This is a genomic window from Nocardia sp. KT25-26, from assembly GCF_056627695.1.
Genome location: NZ_CM152813.1, coordinates 2,309,704 through 2,324,939, shown reverse-complemented (window position 1 = coordinate 2,324,939; position 15,236 = coordinate 2,309,704). Strand labels below are relative to the sequence as shown.

The following is a 15,236-nucleotide window of genomic DNA, read 5'->3' as shown; positions in this document are numbered from 1 at the left end:
CCTCGGGTCGTTCCGGGTGCGCCGGTCACCGTTGCAGCACCCAGCGGTCCATATTCCAGCCGGTCCCCCCGCGGGTGGGGTTCGCCACACCGCCGCGCAGACCGTCGCCGAAGGCGATGGTGCGCGGGTTCGCGAACAGCGGAACGGCGGGCAGATCGGCCCACAGCAGGTTCTCCGCCTCGGTGAGCAGGCCGAGCGCCGGCGCGGGATTGCCGTCACCGGCCAGCTGTGCGGCGATATCGTCGAAGCGGCCGTTGCCGTAGCCGCCGATGTTCAGGCCGTTGCCGGTGCGCAACGCCGCGAAGGCGACGGTCTGCGACCGGGAACCGGACGGTCCCGGGGCCGCCCCGGTTCCGCCGAGCACGGCGTCGACCGCGCCGTCCCGTAGCGAGGTGGCCACGAAGTCGGGGGAACCGGCGTCGACGACGGTGATACCGGCTGCACGGCAGGCGTCGGCGATGGCCGCGACGGTGGCAGCGCGCCGGGCGTCGGGCGCCGCATAGCCGATCCGGACCGTCGGTGCGTCGAGGTCCGCCGCCGCCAGGGTGGCCTCCGCGGCGGCCGGGTCGGCGGTGGCGAACTGCCCGGCGGCGCCGGTCACCGACGGGTAGTAGAGCGAGTCCTGCGCGACGACGTGCGCGTTCAACGGTCCGGCACCGAGCCCCGCTTCGGGCGGTTCGGGGACGGCGCCGACGGAGTCGAACAGCGCCTGCCGCGGCACGCACTGTGCGAAGGCCCGCCGGGCCTCGACCGAGCCGAAGACGCCGCCGGTGGCCAGGATCAGTTGTTCGGCGCCGCGACCGGGCACCGTCTGCACGGAGAAGCCGCTCAGGTCCAGGTCGGGAAGGGCGCCGGTACCGATGTCGACGACGCCGACCGCGTTCTCCCCCAGCTTCGCGGCCAGGTCGGTGCCCTTCGGCCACACCACGATCCGGCCGGTCTCCGGCTCGGTGCCCCACCATTCGTCGTTCGCGACCAGCACGAGGCCGTCGTCTTCGGTGAACGACTCGATCCGGTACGGGCCCGAGGACGGGAAGTTCGCCAGATCCGATTCACCCGGCGTGAGGTTCCATCCGGAGTTCCAGAACTCGGCGAGCCGGCGGATCGCTTCCATATCCCCGGACTCGACCGCGGTCACCACGTCGGGCACACCCGCCGCCGCGGCGGCGATATGGGCCGGCATCAGCTCGCCCGCCGCGAACAGGGTCTGCCAGGGCAGGTAGCGACGGTCCGGCCGGAACACCACGGTGGCGTCCTTGGAGCCGGGTTCGCATTCCACCCGCTCGATATCGGCGTAGCCGTCGGTCCGGGCGGCGTCGAACAGCGGCGCGAACCGTCCCGACTGCGCGGCCCAGGCCAGCACCAGATCGTCGCAGGAGGTGGGGACCCCGTCGGAGTAGGTGCCGTCGGGATGGAACCGGTACTGGATGGTCTGGGCCTCCCCCGGCACCTCCTTCGCGGTTCCGACGTCGGTGTCGGCGATCTGCTGGCCTTCCGGCCCGGTGTAGAAGAACCCGGTGAGTACCCGGGGGAACACCGTCGCGGCACCGGTCACCGCGCCGAGCGTGCTGCCACCGTTGTAACTGGCGACCGGCACGTCCACGGCGTACCCGATCGACGGCACCCGGGTGGAACCGGAGCAGCCGACGACCAGCCCGGCCGCCAGCACGCCCGCGGTGAGCAGGGCCGCCGGCCGGCCGAACCGCTGCCGCATCGAACGCATGCGCATACCACGAACCCCCTGCCGATGGATCAGTGCCGTCCTCGCTGCCGCTTACCGGTGGGGCGCGCTCCGGGGCGTGGCGCGGCGCCCGGCTCCGGACGCGGCCCGGCGGGCCGGCGGGCGGCGCCGGCCGGCTGCGGGGCCCCGGCCGGCCGGGACGCAGCGCGCGCCCGTTTGGCGTGCACCTTCTCGGTGTGCTTGCCGACCGGTCCCCACCGCTCCTTGATCGAGACCAGCAGCGGCGTCGCGAAGAAGATCGACGAGTAGGTACCCACGATCAGGCCGACCAGCTGCACCAGCGCCAGGTCCTTCAGGGTGCCGACGCCCAGCATCCACACCGCGATGATCATCAGGCCCAGGATCGGCAGGATGCCGATCAGCGTGGTGTTGATCGAACGCATGATGGTCTGGTTGACCGCGAGGTTGGCCTGTTCGGCGTAGGTACGCCGGTGCACCTCCAGGACCCCGCGGGTGTTCTCCTCGACCTTGTCGAACACGACGACCGAGTCGTACAGCGAGAAGCCGAGGATGGTGAGCATGCCGATCACGGTGGCGGGGCTGACCTCGAAGCCGACCAGTGCGTACACCCCGGCGGTCACCGTCAGGTCGAAGGCCAGCGCCGCCAGTGCCGCAATCGCCATGTGCAGCTCGAACCGGATCGCGATGTAGACCGCCACCAGCACCAGGAACACCACCAGCGCGATCAGCGCCTTCTGGGTAATCTGGCTGCCCCAGGTCTCGCTGACGTCGGAGAAGCTGATCGCGGCGAGACTTGGTACCCCGTTCTCGTCCTCGGGCTGGAAGCGTTCCAGGATCTCGCTGCCCAGCTGCTCGACCTGGGTCTGGTCGAGGGCCTCGGAGCGGATGAGCAGCGTGCTCGACTCACCCCGGCCGACTGTCTGCACCGACTCCGGTTCGGTACCGAGTGCGGCCGCGTAGGCCTGCTCGGCCTGTTCGACGGTCGCCGATCCGGCCGGGAACTGGATCTGCGAACCGCCCTCGAAATCGATGCCGAAGTTGAAGCCGCGCAGCAGCATGCCGGCGATCGCGATCAGCACGATCGTCGCGGTGATCGCGTACCACTTACGGCGTTTGCCGATGACATTCAGCGCACCGGTGCCGGTGTAGAGCCGGTTGAGGAAGCCGTGTCTCGGCGGTGGGGCGGCGGCGACGTCGGATGTCTTCGTCAGCGACGGGTTGGGGTTGCTCATCGCGTCATGCCTTTCCGACCGCGGCGGCCGCCGCGCTCCGCTCCCGGGCGACCTGCTGGATCGCGCCGAGGCCGTTGACCGAGGGTTTGGCCCAGAACGGCGTCCGGGCCACCATCAGCAGCAGCGGCGCCGTGACCAGGAACACCACCACCACATCGAGCACCGTGGTGAGTCCCAGGGTGAACGCGAAGCCCTTCACCTGGCCGACCGCCAGCATGTACAGCACGACCGAGGCGATCAGGCTCACCGTGTTGCCGGACAGAATGGTGCGCCGGGCGCGTTGCCAGCCGCGCGGAACGGCCGACCGGAAGCTGCGGCCTTCGCGTATCTCGTCCTTGATCCGTTCGAAGAACACCACGAACGAGTCCGCGGTCATCCCGATGCCGATGATCAGGCCGGCGATACCGGCCAGGTCCAGGGTGAAGCCGATCCAGCGGCCGAGCAGCACCATGATCCCGTAGACCGCGAAACCGGCGGCGACCAGGGACAGGCCGGTGATCAACCCCAGCAATCGGTAGTAGCTCAGGCAGTACAGCAACACCACGAGCAGGCCGACCGCACCGGCGAACAGGCCCGCCTTCAGCGAGGACAGGCCCAGGGTCGCCGAGACCGTCTCGGCCTCGGACACCTCGAAGGACAGGGGCAGCGAACCGTACTTGAGCGTATTGGCCAGTTCCCGGGCCGAGTCGGCGGTGAACGAACCCGAGATCGCGGTGCGGCCGCCCAGCTGCGGGCCCTCGTTGACCACCGGTGCGCTGACGACCTGGGAATCGAGCACGAAGGCGACCTGACGGTTCAGGTATTCGCCGGTCAGATCCGCCCACTGGTCGGTGCCGGTGGACTTGAACTCGAGGCTGACCTCCTGGCGGGAGGTCTGCGGATTGAGGCCGGAGGTGGCGTCCTTGATCTCCTGGCCGTCGATGCGGGCCGCATCGAGCAGATAGACCCGGGTGCCGTCGGTGGAGCAGGTGACCAGGGGCTTGTCCGGATCGTCGTTGCCGGCCAGCGGGTCGGCGCCGGTGCAGTCCATCGCCGCCAGGGCCGCCTGCTGGGCCGCCGGGTCGGTACTCTGCCGCTGTTCCTTGGCCTCGGCGATCTCGCGCTGCGCCTGTTCCTGCGGGGTCTCGGCGGCGTCCGGGGCCGGTTCCTCCGGGGTGGTCGGTGCCTGGGCCGGGAACACTCGCTGCTGTGGTGCCGGCGCGACCGGCGCCTCGGGCGCGGCCGGAGCCTCCGGAGCCGCGGACTCGGCGGGGGGCGGCTCGGCCGCGGGCGTCTCCGCCGGAGGTGCCGCCGGGGCCTCGGCGGGCGGCGCCGGCGCCTCCGGGGTGGCCGTCTCCGGTGCTCCCGGAACCGCCACCGGCCGTTCCTCGAGGACGGGGCGGATGTAGAGCCGCGCGGTGGTCGCGAGGGTGCGGGCCTGCTGCCCATCGGTGCCGGGCACGGTGATGACGAGGTTGTCGCCGTCGATGATCACCTCGGAACCGGAGACACCCAGGCCGTTGACCCGGCTCTCGATGATCTGCTGCGCCTTCTCCAGGCTGTCCTGGCTGGGCTGATTACCGTCGGGCGTGCGCGCGGTGAGCGTCACGCGGGTGCCGCCCTGCAGGTCGATGCCGAGTTTCGGCGTCGGTTCGCGGTCACCGGTGAAGAACACCAGCGCATAGATCACGGCCAGCAGCGCGGCGAAGACACCGAGCAGCCGGAACGGATGCGCCGATCCCTGAGAAGGTGGCACAGTACGTCATCTCCTGGAAGGTCGAATGGAATCGAGGGACACCGGCGCCGGCGGCACAGCAGCGCCCGGCGCCGTGCGGTGTGCCCGCACGGCGCAGGATGAGACCGGTCAGTCCTTGGTGAGCCGGGTCTCGGTCTGTTCGGCGGTCTCCTCGGCACCCGCGGGGGCCTCGGCGCTGTTCGCGCTGCCGGCCTCCTCGACGGCGGTGTCCTCGGCACGCACCTCACGGATCGCCTGACGCAGCCACGTGGTGACGACGTCCTCGGCGATCTCCAGATCCACGGTGTCCTCGTCCAGCTCGACCACGGTCGCATACAGACCGGAGGTGGTGACCACCTGATCGCCGACCTTCAGGCTGTCCTGCATGACCGAGATCTTCTCGGCCTCGCGCTTCTGTTTGCGGATACCGAGGAACATCGGCACGAGCAGGGCCAGGATCAGCAGCGGAAACAGGAAGTCCATCGTCGAAGTCAGTCCCTAGTGTGAGTGTTCTGGTAGGTGATGTACACGGTTACGCCTGACAGTCTGCCAGCTCCGCGCGGCGGCGACACACCGGACACCCTGCCCGGAGCCGTGGCGGACCGCCATCGGGTGGCGGCGCCCGGCCGGCGGCACCGCCACCGTACCGATCTCCGCGAACGCAGGCGTTCGAACGCCCGGCACCCGCGGCCCGGCCCAGTGCCCCGGACGATGGACTTCGGGCCACGGCCGACGCCGGGAGCGACTCGGCCGCGGCAGTCACCTCGCAGGGTGTGGGCCCCGACCGGTTACCGTCCTCGACCTCCGCGGTCCACCGTCGGCGCCCGGAGCCCGGACAACCGGCTCGGGCTGGTCACGCCGCACCGTAGATGTAGTCGTCCAGCGGGAAGGCGACCGCCTCGCGGTGGGCATTGACGGTGCTGGTGGGGCGCAGCAGGGCCGCTTCACCGTGCTGGTTGAAATAGTAGCTGCGGGCCGTGGCGCAGTCGCCGCCGTAGAACACCGAGTCGTCGAGCTTCTCGGTGACCCGGTCCAGGAACTCGGCATTCGCCTGTTCGGTCACCTCGAAGACCTGTTCTCCCCGCCGGAACAGCTCGCCGAACAGCCGGCCCATATGCTTCATCTGCGCCTCGATGGTGGTGAAGTAGGACAGGCCGCTGTAGGAGTACGGGCTGTTCAGGCTCAGGAAGTTGGGGAACTTCGGCACCGTGATTCCCTCGTAGGCCTGGAACCGGTTCTCCCGCCAGAACTTCCCCAGGTTCACCCCGTCCCGGCCGATGATTTCGATCGCCGGGAAGTTGACGTCCCAGAGATTGAACCCGGTGGCCAGGATCAGCGTGTCGATCTCGGTCCGGGTGCCGTCCTCGGTGACGATCGCATCCGATTCGAGGTGGTCGATGGAGTTCGTCTCCAGGTGCACATGGTCGGCGCCGAGGGCCCGGAAGTAGGTGTTGGAGAAGGTCGGGCGTTTGCAGCCGAAGTCGTAGTGCGGGGTCAGCTTCGCACGCAGTTCGGGATCGGGAACCTGGGCCCGCAGGTGCGCCTTCGCCACCAGCGCTGCCGCCCGGTTGAGCACCTTGGCCTGCCGATAGTGCAGCACGCCGGCCACCATCACCGCCTCCAGCAGACCGGTGTTCACCAGCCGGGCGGCCTGCTGCGTCAGCGGCACCCGCGCGAACAGTTCCTGCACGGCTGCCGGGATCGGCAGATCCACCTTCGGCACCACCCAGATCGGGGTGCGCTGGAACACGGTCAGCGCCTCGACCTCGCGGGCCACCTCCGGGATCAGCTGCACCGCGGTGGCGCCGGTGCCGATGATGGCGGCCTTGCGTCCGGTGAGGTCGAAGTCGTCGTCCCAGGCGGTGGTGTGGATGATCTTGCCCGCGAACGAGTCGATGCCCGGGAAGGGCGGGGTGTAGGGCTGGGACAGGAATCCCGTCGCGGTCAGCAGATACCGGCCGGTCACGGTGGTCCCGTCGGCCAGGGCCACCTCCCAGTACTGCTCGTCGGGATTCCACCACGCCCCGGACACTACGGTGCCGAAGCGCATCCGCCGCCGCAGGTCGTATTTGTCCGCGACGTGCTCGGCATAGCGCTTCAACTCGGCGCCGGGCGCGAACAGCCGGCTCCAGTGCGGGTTCGGCTCGAACGAATACGAGTAGGTGACCGAGGCGATGTCGACCGCCAGGCCCGGGTAGTGGTTCACATGCCAGGTGCCGCCCAGATCGTCCTCCCGTTCCAGGATGACGAAATTGCGCAGACCGAGCCGGTCCAGTTCGATGGCCGCTCCCATGCCACCGAACCCCGCACCGACCACTACCGCATCGAATCGAGGTGCCACGTCGAACCTCCAGCTCAACAGAAGATCAAACCGGAATGACATATCATTCCGCTACGGACGACCGTATCATCGGGCACGTGACGAAGCCATCCACGCAGCCATCCATGCCGCCGGCCACCCGGACCGAGCAGCGCAAGGCCGAGTTGCGCAGGGAGATCATCGACACGGCGTTCGCGTGTTTCGCCCGGAAGGGCTACCACGCGACCGGGATCGCCGATATCGCGGCCGAACTGGGAATCGGCCACGGCACGTTCTACCGGTACTTCGCCAACAAGCGCGACATCATCGACCATGTCGTCGACGACCTGACCGCACGCATCGTCGCCGAGCTGAGCACCGAGAACGCACCGGACGCAGCCGCCACCCTCGACGACTACCGGGCCCAGCTCGACCGGATCGGGGCCGCGCTCGACCGGATCCTGCTGGACGACCCGCGGATCCCGCAGCTGCTGCTCTTCCACGCCACCGGGATCGACCACGAACTCACCACCCGGCTGTACGGGCTCCTGGACACCGCGGATGCACTCACCACCGCCTACCTGGAGCACGGGGTGGAGCGGGGCTACCTGCGACCGGACCTGGACACCGCAGGCACCGCGCGCGCTGTCACCGGCATGCTGCTGGCCGGCGTCCTGCACGGTATGCGCGACCCGGATCCGGCCGGTCTGGCCCGGTACAACATGTCGGTGCGCCGGTTGCTGATCGACGGTGTGCGGAAAAACGACCAACCGGGCGGCGGCAGCGGCGGTTCCTGACAGAATGACGCACGTGACCCCCGACGACGTGAGCCGCACCCACTTCGCCATGCCATCGATCGGACACCGCGGCTACCATGCCGATGAGGTCGACGCCTTTCTCGAGCTCGTCACGGCCACCCTGCAGGGCCGGGGTGCGCTCACCGCAGACGACATCCGCCAGGTGCATTTCGGCGCGCCCCGCTTCGGCGGCCGCGGATACCAGGCCGACCAGGTCGACGATTTCCTGGACCGCGTCCGGGTGGAGCTCGAGCATCGCCAGAAGGGCGCGGCCCCGGTACCCGCCGCACCCGCCGACAACCGGCCCGCCGAGCTGCTGAGCCCCGACGATGTGCACCGGGTCCGGTTCAGCCGGGCCGGGCTGGAACTGCGCGGCTATCACACCGACGAGGTCGATGCGTTCCTGGATCTGGTGGCCGCGACGCTGGTGCACGACGGACCGGGCAGCCTCACCGTCGCCGATGTGCGGTCGGTCCGGTTCACCGAGGCGCGGCTGGGCACCCGCGGGTACTCCCGCGACGAAGTGGATGCCTTCCTCGACCTGGTGGTCACCGCGCTGGAGCAGGCCGGCCGCGCCTGAGCCCCGATCAGCCCTGGATGCTGTGCAGTTCGGCCTGATACCGGTCGTCCGGGAACACGAATCTACGGAACGCCCAGAACCGGAAGACCATCGCCAGCAGCACTCCGAGAATCTGGCCGGTGACGAAGTTGGCCACCGCCTGCACCACCGGATCGACATGGGGAACCCGCAGGTTCAGTACATACAGCGAAACCGCCTGCGGAATCATCGTCACCCCGATACCGAGCGCGCTGATCAGGAAGAACAGCGCCGCCTCGTGGTGCCGGGCGCGACCACCGCGGGTGCGGAACGACCACTCCCGGTTGAGGATGTAGGAGGCGATGGTCGCGATCAGCGCCCCGAGCAGCCGGGCCGTCAGCGGCTTCTCCCCCAGTACGGTCAGCTTCACCGCGTACACGACGCCGGTGTCGATGAACCAGGTGATGCCACCGACCGTCGCGAACTTCAGCATTTCCCGATGCCGGATCAGAACGGAACGCAACGGCTCCGGAACCGTTTCCAGCACACGTGCGATCACCATCCTGCCGACTGTAATCCAGCGCGCCGATATCCGATTCCGGGCGCGCCGCCGGCGAACCGGGCCACCACCGGCCGGACCGGCCAGGGCTACGGACGCACCCCCTTCGCGCGAACCGCCCACCCGGCAGCGGTATCGGTGGGCACCGGACGAACGTTCGTCGGAGGTCACCGGCCCGCACGCCGCCGGCTACCGGGCCCCGGGACGGCCACAGTCCGGAACCCGCCGACGCTCGCTCCGGAGACCGAACCACGTCACGACGAACACGCCCGGCGGTCGCCGCGGCACCGTTCCGATACTGCGCCATTCGCCCACAATCGAGCCGGTACCACGCCGAACGGCCGGTTCGGCGACGGTTGTGTGCGGATGGCGCAAATCTGGGTACTGCAAGCGAGTCGATACCGCACCGGCCCCGGCGGCCGGGCCCGCAGGGAGGTCGGCGCGGTCAGTTGTCGAACAGGTCCAGGGACGGTTGTCCGCGGCCGCGCACTTCGATCGCGCCGACCACCAGGTCCGGCGGCGGGACCAGGCCCAGATGTTCCCAGGCCGCGGCGGTCGCCACCCGGCCCCGGGGCGTGCGCGCGACCAGACCGGCGCGCACCAGGAAGGGCTCGCAGACCTCTTCCACCGTCGTGGATTCCTCTCCGACCGCGACGGCCAGGGTGGATACGCCGACGGGTCCGCCGCCGAAGCTGCGGACCAGGGCGCCGAGTACTGACCGGTCGAGCCGGTCGAGCCCGAGGACGTCGACGTCGTACACCTCGAGCGCCGCCTGGGCGACCGGGCGGGTGATGGTGCCGTCGGAGCGGACCTCGGCATAGTCGCGGACCCGGCGCAGCAGGCGGTTCGCGATTCGCGGGGTACCACGCGAGCGGCCCGCGATCTCGGCGGCCGCGTCCGGTTCGATCGGCACGCCGAGGATCCCGGCGGAACGCTGCAGGATATGCAGCAGCTCCGCCGGTTCGTAGAAGTCCATATGACCGGTGAAGCCGAACCGATCGCGCAGCGGCCCGGTCAGCGAACCGGACCGGGTGGTGGCGCCGACCAGGGTGAACGGTGCGATGTCCAGGGGGATCGAGGTAGCGCCGGGCCCCTTCCCGACCACGACGTCGACCCGGAAGTCCTCCATCGCCAGGTACAGCATCTCCTCGGCGGGGCGGGCCATCCGGTGGATCTCGTCGATGAACAGCACATCGCCTTCGACCAGATTGGACAGCATGGCCGCTAGGTCACCGGCCCGTTCCAGTGCGGGGCCGGAGGTGATCCGCAGTGCGGTCCCGAGTTCGGCGGCGATGATCATCGCCATACTGGTCTTGCCCAGCCCCGGCGGCCCGGACAGCAGCACATGATCCGGGGTGGCGCCGCGTTGCCGGGCACCGTGCAGGACCAGGGCCAGCTGCTCACGCACCCGCGGCTGCCCGATGAAATCGGCGAGGGACCGCGGCCGCAGGCCCGCCTCGGCGTCGCCGTCGGACGGCAGGGCGTGCGCGTCGACCGGGGAGGTCTCCGGGTCGAATTCGGGGTCCATCGGCTACCGGTTCTTCCCCAGCAGGCCGAGGGCCGCGCGCAGTGCGGTGGAGGTCCCGGTCTGCGGCTGATCGGCGAGGACCGCATCGACGGCCGGTTCGGCGGCCTTCGCCGGGAAACCGAGCCCGATCAGCGCCTCGACGACCTGTTCCCGCACCGGCGTCGCGGGCGCCGGGGTGGCGCCGGGCGGACCGGCGGGCACCGGCACCTGGTTCACCTTGTCCCGGAGCTCCACGACCATGCGTTCGGCGCCGCGTTTGCCGATACCCGGCACCCGGGTCAGCGCCGCGACATTGCTCTCGGCGAGTGCCTTGCGCAGCGCCTCGGGTTCGAGCACCGCCAGCACCGCCATGGCCAGCCGCGGCCCGACCCCGGACACCGTCTGCAGCAGGCCGAACAGCTCCCGCGCCTCGGTGTCGGCGAACCCGTACAGCGTCATCGAGTCCTCGCGCACGATCATCGCCGTGTACAGCCGGACCTCGTCGCCGCGGGTGAGCCCGGCCAGCGTCGCCGGGGTCGCATTGAGCCGGTAGCCGACTCCGGCCGCCTCCACCACCACATGGTCGAGTGCGATCTCGAGCACCTCACCGCGTACCGACGCGATCACCCGCCTACCACCTTTCGTCCGCCGGACCGGCGCTGTTCGGCCAGCCGCTGCTCGTACCGCCGGCGCACCGCCTCGGCCTGGGCCTCGGCCCGGGCCATCCGTTTCAGCAGCGGCGCCCGCCAACAATGACAGATGGCCAGCGCCAGCGCATCGGCCGCATCCGCCGGTTTCGGCGCCACCTGCAGTCCCAGGATCCGGGTGACCATGGCCGTCACCTGGGCCTTGTCCGCGGTTCCGTTGCCGGTGACGGCGGCCTTGACCTCGCTCGGGGTGTGGAAGGCGACCTCGATACCGCGCCGGGCGGCCGCCAGTGCGATCACCCCACCGGCCTGCGCGGTCCCCATCGCGGTCCGCACATTGTGCTGCGCGAAGACCCGTTCGATCGCCACCGCCTCCGGGCGGTGCACGTCCATCCATTCCTCGGCGGCGTCGGCGACCCGCACCAGCCGGTGCGCGAGTTCGGCATCCGCCGGTGTCCGCACCACGCCGACATCGAGGGCGACCACCCGCCGACCCGGCCCGCTGTCGACCATGCTCAGGCCGCACCGGGTGAGTCCCGGGTCGACACCCATCACCCGCACCGGCACTCCTCCCCTCGGGACACGAACAGTTGTTCGATACTCTAGTGCACGGAATCCGGCCCATCCCACCACGACACGGCCGCGTGGCGATCTCGCCAGCCGCCCGCCGGGGCCCCTACCATCGGAACATGAGCACTGCAACGAAGGCTGTCCTGGAGGGCGGGCCGCAGAGCTTGCCCGAGCGCATCGTCGCGATCACCCCGCCGGGCACCGAGCTGAAGATCCCGTTCCGCGGCGGCTACGAACACTTCAAGTCCACGCAGCGCGAGCAGGACACCCCCGAGGGCCGCCTGCCCGTCTACGAATGGTGGGAGCGCACCGAGATCGCCGAGTGACAGCGCACGGTCCGGCAGCCGACCGCCCTCTACCTCCGGCGGTGAACACCCCGGGGCCGCCACCACCCGCGCCGAGTGCCCCAGCGCAGCCTGAGCCCCTGGAACAACGCAGAGCGCCACGGGTAATGTGCACCCGTCGCTCTAGGTATTCGGCAACGAACGGCCGTATCAGTATCGAATCCAGCCGGCCGGTGACGCCCGAGTGTTCGTGGCCTCGGACCGGCCACCGTGGTCGATACCCGGCGCGCTACAGACAAGCCTCGAACGCGGCGTACGCCGCCCGGTCGAACAGCACGAACCGCACCTGCCGCACCGAGATGGCGGTGGTACGCACCGACTCGACGGCTATCCGTGCCCCGTCGTCCATCGGCCAGCCGTAGATCCCGGTCGAGATGGCCGGAAAGGCGACCGTGCCCGCACCGAGTTCATCGGCCACCCGCAGCGACTCGCGGTAGCAGGAGGCCAGCTGCCCGGACCGATCCACGCCCGCCGACCAGACCGGACCGACCGTGTGGATCACCCACCGCGCCGGCAACCGCCCCGCCGTCGTCGCCACCGCCTGCCCGGTCGGCAACCCGCCGGAAAGCGGCCCGGCACGCAACTCCCGGCACGCGGCCAGGACCTCCGGCCCGCCCCGCCGGTGAATCGCCCCGTCCACGCCCCCGCCGCCGAGCAGCGACGAATTCGCAGCATTCACGATCGCATCGACCACCTGCTCGGTGATGTCGCCGTGCACCAGCTCGATCGAGGTCATGACCGAATTCTGCCATTCTTCGCCAACGGTCCTCATCCGATTTCCCAGCGCACCGGATCGTTCGGGACGAGCGGCGAGATCAGGCCCGTCCGCCCGCTGAGGTCCAGGTCACCTTGCCGCGAGCCGCTCGGAACGAGGGGCTCGCGGCGGGCTAACCTTTCGATCATGGCGACAATCGAGGAGGCGCTCGAGATCGAGCGGATGGACCGGAACATCTTTCGCGGCGCCGTCACCGAATCCCAGCTGCCGCGGACGTTCGGGGGCCAGGTCGCCGGTCAGGCGCTGGTGTCGGCGGTGCGTACCGTCGACCCGAAGTTCCAGGTGCATTCACTGCACGGGTACTTCCTGCGGCCCGGCAATCCGCACGAGCGGACCGTCTATCTGGTGGAGCGGATCCGGGACGGGCGTTCGTTCTGCACCCGCCGGGTGGTCGGCATCCAGGACGGTGTGGAGATCTTCATGATGTCGGCGTCGTTCCATGTCGGCGACGAAGGTCCGCAGCACCAGGACATCATGCCGGTGGTCGAGGCGCCCGACGAACTGCCCGACGCCAGCACCACGATGAGCCCGGAACGCCTGTGGGCGATGCGGGAATGGGAGCACTGGGACATCCGGACGGTGCCGCAGAGTCAGGTCACCGAACGGGAAGGCGTGGTCTGCGCCCAGCAGGTGTGGTTCCGGTACCGGCACCCGCTGCCCGACGACCCGCTGTTCCACGTCTGCACCCTGGCCTATATGAGCGATATGACCCTGCTCGGCTCGTCCAAGGTGATCCATCCCGACACGCCCACCCAGGACGCCTCGCTCGACCACGCCATGTGGTTCATGCGCCCGTTCCGGGCCGACGACTGGCTGCTCTACGACCAGTCCTCGCCGTCGGCCGGACGGGGCCGCGCGCTCACCCAGGGCAAGATCTGGGACCGTGAGGGCAACCTGGTCGCCATGGTGATGCAGGAAGGCCTCATCCGGACCCTGCGCGCGGAATGACCGGTCGGCACGTGAGCCGGGGCACATCGCCCACGTCCGTAGGCTCGGACGCTGTGAACGCCATCGACGCCACCGCGGACTCCCTTCGCCCGACCATCGGTGTGCTCGCCCTGCAGGGCGACGTGCGCGAGCATGCGGCAGCGCTGCGCCGCTGCGGCGCCGAACCGGTGCTGGTGCGCCGGGAGAGCGAACTGGCCGCCGTGGACGGACTGATCCTGCCCGGCGGGGAATCGACCGCGATCAGCAATCTGCTGGTGACCTTCGGCCTGCTGGAACCGTTGCGGGCGCGACTGCGGGCGGGCCTGCCGGCCTACGGCTCCTGCGCCGGGATGATCCTGCTCGCCGACGAGGTGCTCGACACCCGCCCCGATGCCGAGCACCTGTCCGGCATCGACATGACGGTGCGGCGCAATGCCTTCGGCCGCCAGGTCGATTCCTTCGAAACCGATCTGGAGTTCGCCGGGATCGACGACGGCCCGGTGCGGGCGGTATTCATCCGGGCGCCGTGGGTGGAACGGGCCGGCGACGACGTGCAGGTGCTGGCCCGGGTGCCGGCCGGTCCCGCCGCCGGGCGGATCGTCGCGGTGCGGCAGGGCAACGTCCTGGCCACGTCCTTCCATCCGGAAGTCACCGGGGATCTGCGGGTGCACCGGATGTTCGTCGATGTCGTCCGGCACGCCCCGGCCACGGCCTGATCGGACCGACCGGAACGCCGGTGCACCCGGACCCTCGGCGCGGCGCTCGGGCGGCCGAGTAGGCTCTATCCCGTTGTCCACCCGGGCAGACGTGCCACCGACTGGAGGAAGTAGGGAATGAGCGGCCACTCCAAATGGGCCACCACCAAGCACAAGAAAGCCGCGATCGATGCCAAGCGAGGCAAGCTCTTCGCGAAGCTGATCAAGAACATCGAGGTGGCGGCCCGGACCGGCGGTGGCGATCCCGAAGGCAACCCGACGCTGTACGACGCCATCCAGAAGGCGAAGAAGTCGTCGGTCCCCAACGACAACATCGAACGGGCCCGCAAGCGCGGCGGCGGTGAAGAAGCCGGCGGCGCCGACTGGCAGACCATCATGTACGAGGGCTACGGGCCCAACGGTGTCGCGGTCCTGATCGAATGCCTCACCGACAACCGAAACCGGGCCGCCGGTGAGGTCCGGGTGGCGATGACCCGCAACGGCGGGAACATGGCCGACCCGGGTTCGGTCGCCTACCTGTTCCACCGCAAGGGTGTGGTGACCCTCGAGAAGAACGGCCTGTCCGAGGACGATGTCCTGATGGCCGTCCTCGACGCCGGTGCCGAAGAGGTCAACGACCTCGGCGACATGTGGGAGGTCATCAGCGAACCCGGCGACCTGGTCGCGGTACGCACCGCGCTGCAGGCCGCCGATATCGACTACGACTCCGCCGAGTCCGGCTTCCAGCCGTCGGTCGAGGTCGCCGTCGACATCGATGGCGCCCGCAAGATCCTCAAGCTGGTCGATGCGCTGGAGGACAGCGACGACGTGCAGAACGTCTACACCAACGTCGACATCAGCGACGACGTCGCCGCCCAGCTCGACGACTGACGTTTCATACGGATATGCCCCGGACTCGTATCGGGTCCG

General features: G+C 69.7%; 16 protein-coding genes. 6 read left to right on the top strand and 10 right to left on the bottom strand.

From position 1 onward, the window contains the following. Nucleotides 1-25 precede the first annotated feature (25 nt). From AC1HFH_RS10495 to AC1HFH_RS10475, 5 genes are all read right to left on the bottom strand, one after another. Nucleotides 26-1,723, bottom strand: a complete 1,698-nt coding sequence (locus AC1HFH_RS10495) for an ABC transporter substrate-binding protein (protein WP_480247814.1) — start codon at nt 1,721-1,723, stop codon at nt 26-28. A 29-nt stretch (nt 1,724-1,752) separates the two neighbouring features. Then, on the bottom strand, nt 1,753-2,934 hold the full coding sequence (gene secF / locus AC1HFH_RS10490; protein WP_480247234.1) for a protein translocase subunit SecF: 1,182 nt from the start codon (nt 2,932-2,934) through the stop codon (nt 1,753-1,755). Nucleotides 2,935-2,938: 4 nt separating this feature from the next. After that, on the bottom strand, nt 2,939-4,669 hold the full coding sequence (gene secD / locus AC1HFH_RS10485) for a protein translocase subunit SecD (protein WP_480247233.1): 1,731 nt from the start codon (nt 4,667-4,669) through the stop codon (nt 2,939-2,941). Between the two features lie 108 nt (nt 4,670-4,777). Continuing rightward, the gene (gene yajC / locus AC1HFH_RS10480) at nt 4,778-5,131 is read right to left on the bottom strand and encodes a preprotein translocase subunit YajC (RefSeq protein ID WP_480247232.1); all 354 of its coding nucleotides are present in this window, start codon (nt 5,129-5,131) and stop codon (nt 4,778-4,780) included. Between the two features lie 370 nt (nt 5,132-5,501). Beyond that, nucleotides 5,502-6,989 (bottom strand): flavin-containing monooxygenase, encoded by a 1,488-nt coding sequence (locus tag AC1HFH_RS10475; protein WP_480247231.1) that lies wholly within the window; start codon nt 6,987-6,989, stop codon nt 5,502-5,504. 104 nt (nt 6,990-7,093) lie between these two features. On the opposite strand from AC1HFH_RS10475, the gene AC1HFH_RS10470 reads away from it, so the two are divergent. Both AC1HFH_RS10470 and AC1HFH_RS10465 read left to right on the top strand, forming a co-directional pair. Continuing rightward, the gene (locus AC1HFH_RS10470; protein WP_480247813.1) at nt 7,094-7,744 is read left to right on the top strand and encodes a TetR/AcrR family transcriptional regulator; all 651 of its coding nucleotides are present in this window, start codon (nt 7,094-7,096) and stop codon (nt 7,742-7,744) included. A 4-nt stretch (nt 7,745-7,748) separates the two neighbouring features. After that, nucleotides 7,749-8,324: a DivIVA domain-containing protein gene (locus AC1HFH_RS10465; RefSeq protein WP_480247230.1), complete on the top strand. Its 576-nt coding sequence runs from the start codon at nt 7,749-7,751 to the stop codon at nt 8,322-8,324. A gap of 7 nt (nt 8,325-8,331) precedes the next feature. Here the strand turns inward: AC1HFH_RS10465 and AC1HFH_RS10460 are convergent, their stop codons facing one another. The 4 genes from AC1HFH_RS10460 to ruvC form a co-directional block, all read right to left on the bottom strand. Beyond that, nucleotides 8,332-8,844: a GtrA family protein gene (locus AC1HFH_RS10460; RefSeq protein ID WP_480247229.1), complete on the bottom strand. Its 513-nt coding sequence runs from the start codon at nt 8,842-8,844 to the stop codon at nt 8,332-8,334. A 442-nt stretch (nt 8,845-9,286) separates the two neighbouring features. Further along, entirely contained in the window at nt 9,287-10,369 is a 1,083-nt protein-coding gene (ruvB, locus tag AC1HFH_RS10455; RefSeq protein WP_480247228.1) for a Holliday junction branch migration DNA helicase RuvB, read from the bottom strand. 3 nt (nt 10,370-10,372) lie between these two features. After that, nucleotides 10,373-10,975, bottom strand: coding sequence for a Holliday junction branch migration protein RuvA (gene ruvA, locus AC1HFH_RS10450; protein ID WP_480247227.1), 603 nt, complete (start codon nt 10,973-10,975; stop codon nt 10,373-10,375). Then, nucleotides 10,972-11,556 carry a crossover junction endodeoxyribonuclease RuvC gene (gene ruvC, locus AC1HFH_RS10445; protein ID WP_480247226.1) on the bottom strand — a complete coding sequence of 195 codons (585 nt, stop codon included), beginning with the start codon at nt 11,554-11,556 and terminating at the stop codon, nt 10,972-10,974. The genes ruvA and ruvC overlap by 4 nt, the downstream gene beginning before the upstream one ends. Nucleotides 11,557-11,684: 128 nt before the next feature. Between ruvC and AC1HFH_RS10440 the strand changes: the two genes are divergently transcribed. Then, nucleotides 11,685-11,891, top strand: a complete 207-nt coding sequence (locus AC1HFH_RS10440; protein ID WP_480247225.1) for a DUF5988 family protein — start codon at nt 11,685-11,687, stop codon at nt 11,889-11,891. A gap of 247 nt (nt 11,892-12,138) precedes the next feature. Here the strand turns inward: AC1HFH_RS10440 and AC1HFH_RS10435 are convergent, their stop codons facing one another. Then, on the bottom strand, nt 12,139-12,645 hold the full coding sequence (locus tag AC1HFH_RS10435) for an O-acetyl-ADP-ribose deacetylase (RefSeq protein WP_480247224.1): 507 nt from the start codon (nt 12,643-12,645) through the stop codon (nt 12,139-12,141). Nucleotides 12,646-12,810: 165 nt separating this feature from the next. Between AC1HFH_RS10435 and AC1HFH_RS10430 the strand changes: the two genes are divergently transcribed. The 3 genes from AC1HFH_RS10430 to AC1HFH_RS10420 all read left to right on the top strand — a co-directional run bounded on the left by AC1HFH_RS10430 (nt 12,811) and on the right by AC1HFH_RS10420 (nt 15,197). Beyond that, entirely contained in the window at nt 12,811-13,632 is an 822-nt protein-coding gene (locus AC1HFH_RS10430) for an acyl-CoA thioesterase (protein ID WP_480247223.1), read from the top strand. Nucleotides 13,633-13,685: 53 nt separating this feature from the next. Further along, complete coding sequence (gene pdxT / locus AC1HFH_RS10425; RefSeq protein ID WP_480247222.1) at nt 13,686-14,327, top strand: pyridoxal 5'-phosphate synthase glutaminase subunit PdxT; 642 nt, start codon at nt 13,686-13,688, stop codon at nt 14,325-14,327. Nucleotides 14,328-14,444: 117 nt separating this feature from the next. Continuing rightward, a complete protein-coding gene (locus tag AC1HFH_RS10420; RefSeq protein ID WP_480247221.1) occupies nt 14,445-15,197 on the top strand; it encodes a YebC/PmpR family DNA-binding transcriptional regulator in 753 nt (250 codons plus the stop codon). Nucleotides 15,198-15,236 lie beyond the last annotated feature (39 nt).

What these genes read in the sequence shown, in the direction of transcription:
- AC1HFH_RS10495 (WP_480247814.1), bottom strand. Translation starts at nt 1,723, where the DNA reads ATGCGTTCGATGCGGCAGCGGTTCGGCCGGCCGGCGGCCCTGCTCACC.
- secF (WP_480247234.1), bottom strand. Translation starts at nt 2,934, where the DNA reads ATGAGCAACCCCAACCCGTCGCTGACGAAGACATCCGACGTCGCCGCC.
- yajC (WP_480247232.1), bottom strand. Translation starts at nt 5,131, where the DNA reads ATGGACTTCCTGTTTCCGCTGCTGATCCTGGCCCTGCTCGTGCCGATG.
- AC1HFH_RS10470 (WP_480247813.1), top strand. Translation starts at nt 7,094, where the DNA reads ATGCCGCCGGCCACCCGGACCGAGCAGCGCAAGGCCGAGTTGCGCAGG.
- AC1HFH_RS10465 (WP_480247230.1), top strand. Translation starts at nt 7,749, where the DNA reads ATGACGCACGTGACCCCCGACGACGTGAGCCGCACCCACTTCGCCATG.
- AC1HFH_RS10460 (WP_480247229.1), bottom strand. Translation starts at nt 8,844, where the DNA reads ATGGTGATCGCACGTGTGCTGGAAACGGTTCCGGAGCCGTTGCGTTCC.
- ruvB (WP_480247228.1), bottom strand. Translation starts at nt 10,369, where the DNA reads ATGGACCCCGAATTCGACCCGGAGACCTCCCCGGTCGACGCGCACGCC.
- AC1HFH_RS10440 (WP_480247225.1), top strand. Translation starts at nt 11,685, where the DNA reads ATGAGCACTGCAACGAAGGCTGTCCTGGAGGGCGGGCCGCAGAGCTTG.
- AC1HFH_RS10435 (WP_480247224.1), bottom strand. Translation starts at nt 12,645, where the DNA reads ATGACCTCGATCGAGCTGGTGCACGGCGACATCACCGAGCAGGTGGTC.
- AC1HFH_RS10430 (WP_480247223.1), top strand. Translation starts at nt 12,811, where the DNA reads ATGGCGACAATCGAGGAGGCGCTCGAGATCGAGCGGATGGACCGGAAC.
- AC1HFH_RS10420 (WP_480247221.1), top strand. Translation starts at nt 14,445, where the DNA reads ATGAGCGGCCACTCCAAATGGGCCACCACCAAGCACAAGAAAGCCGCG.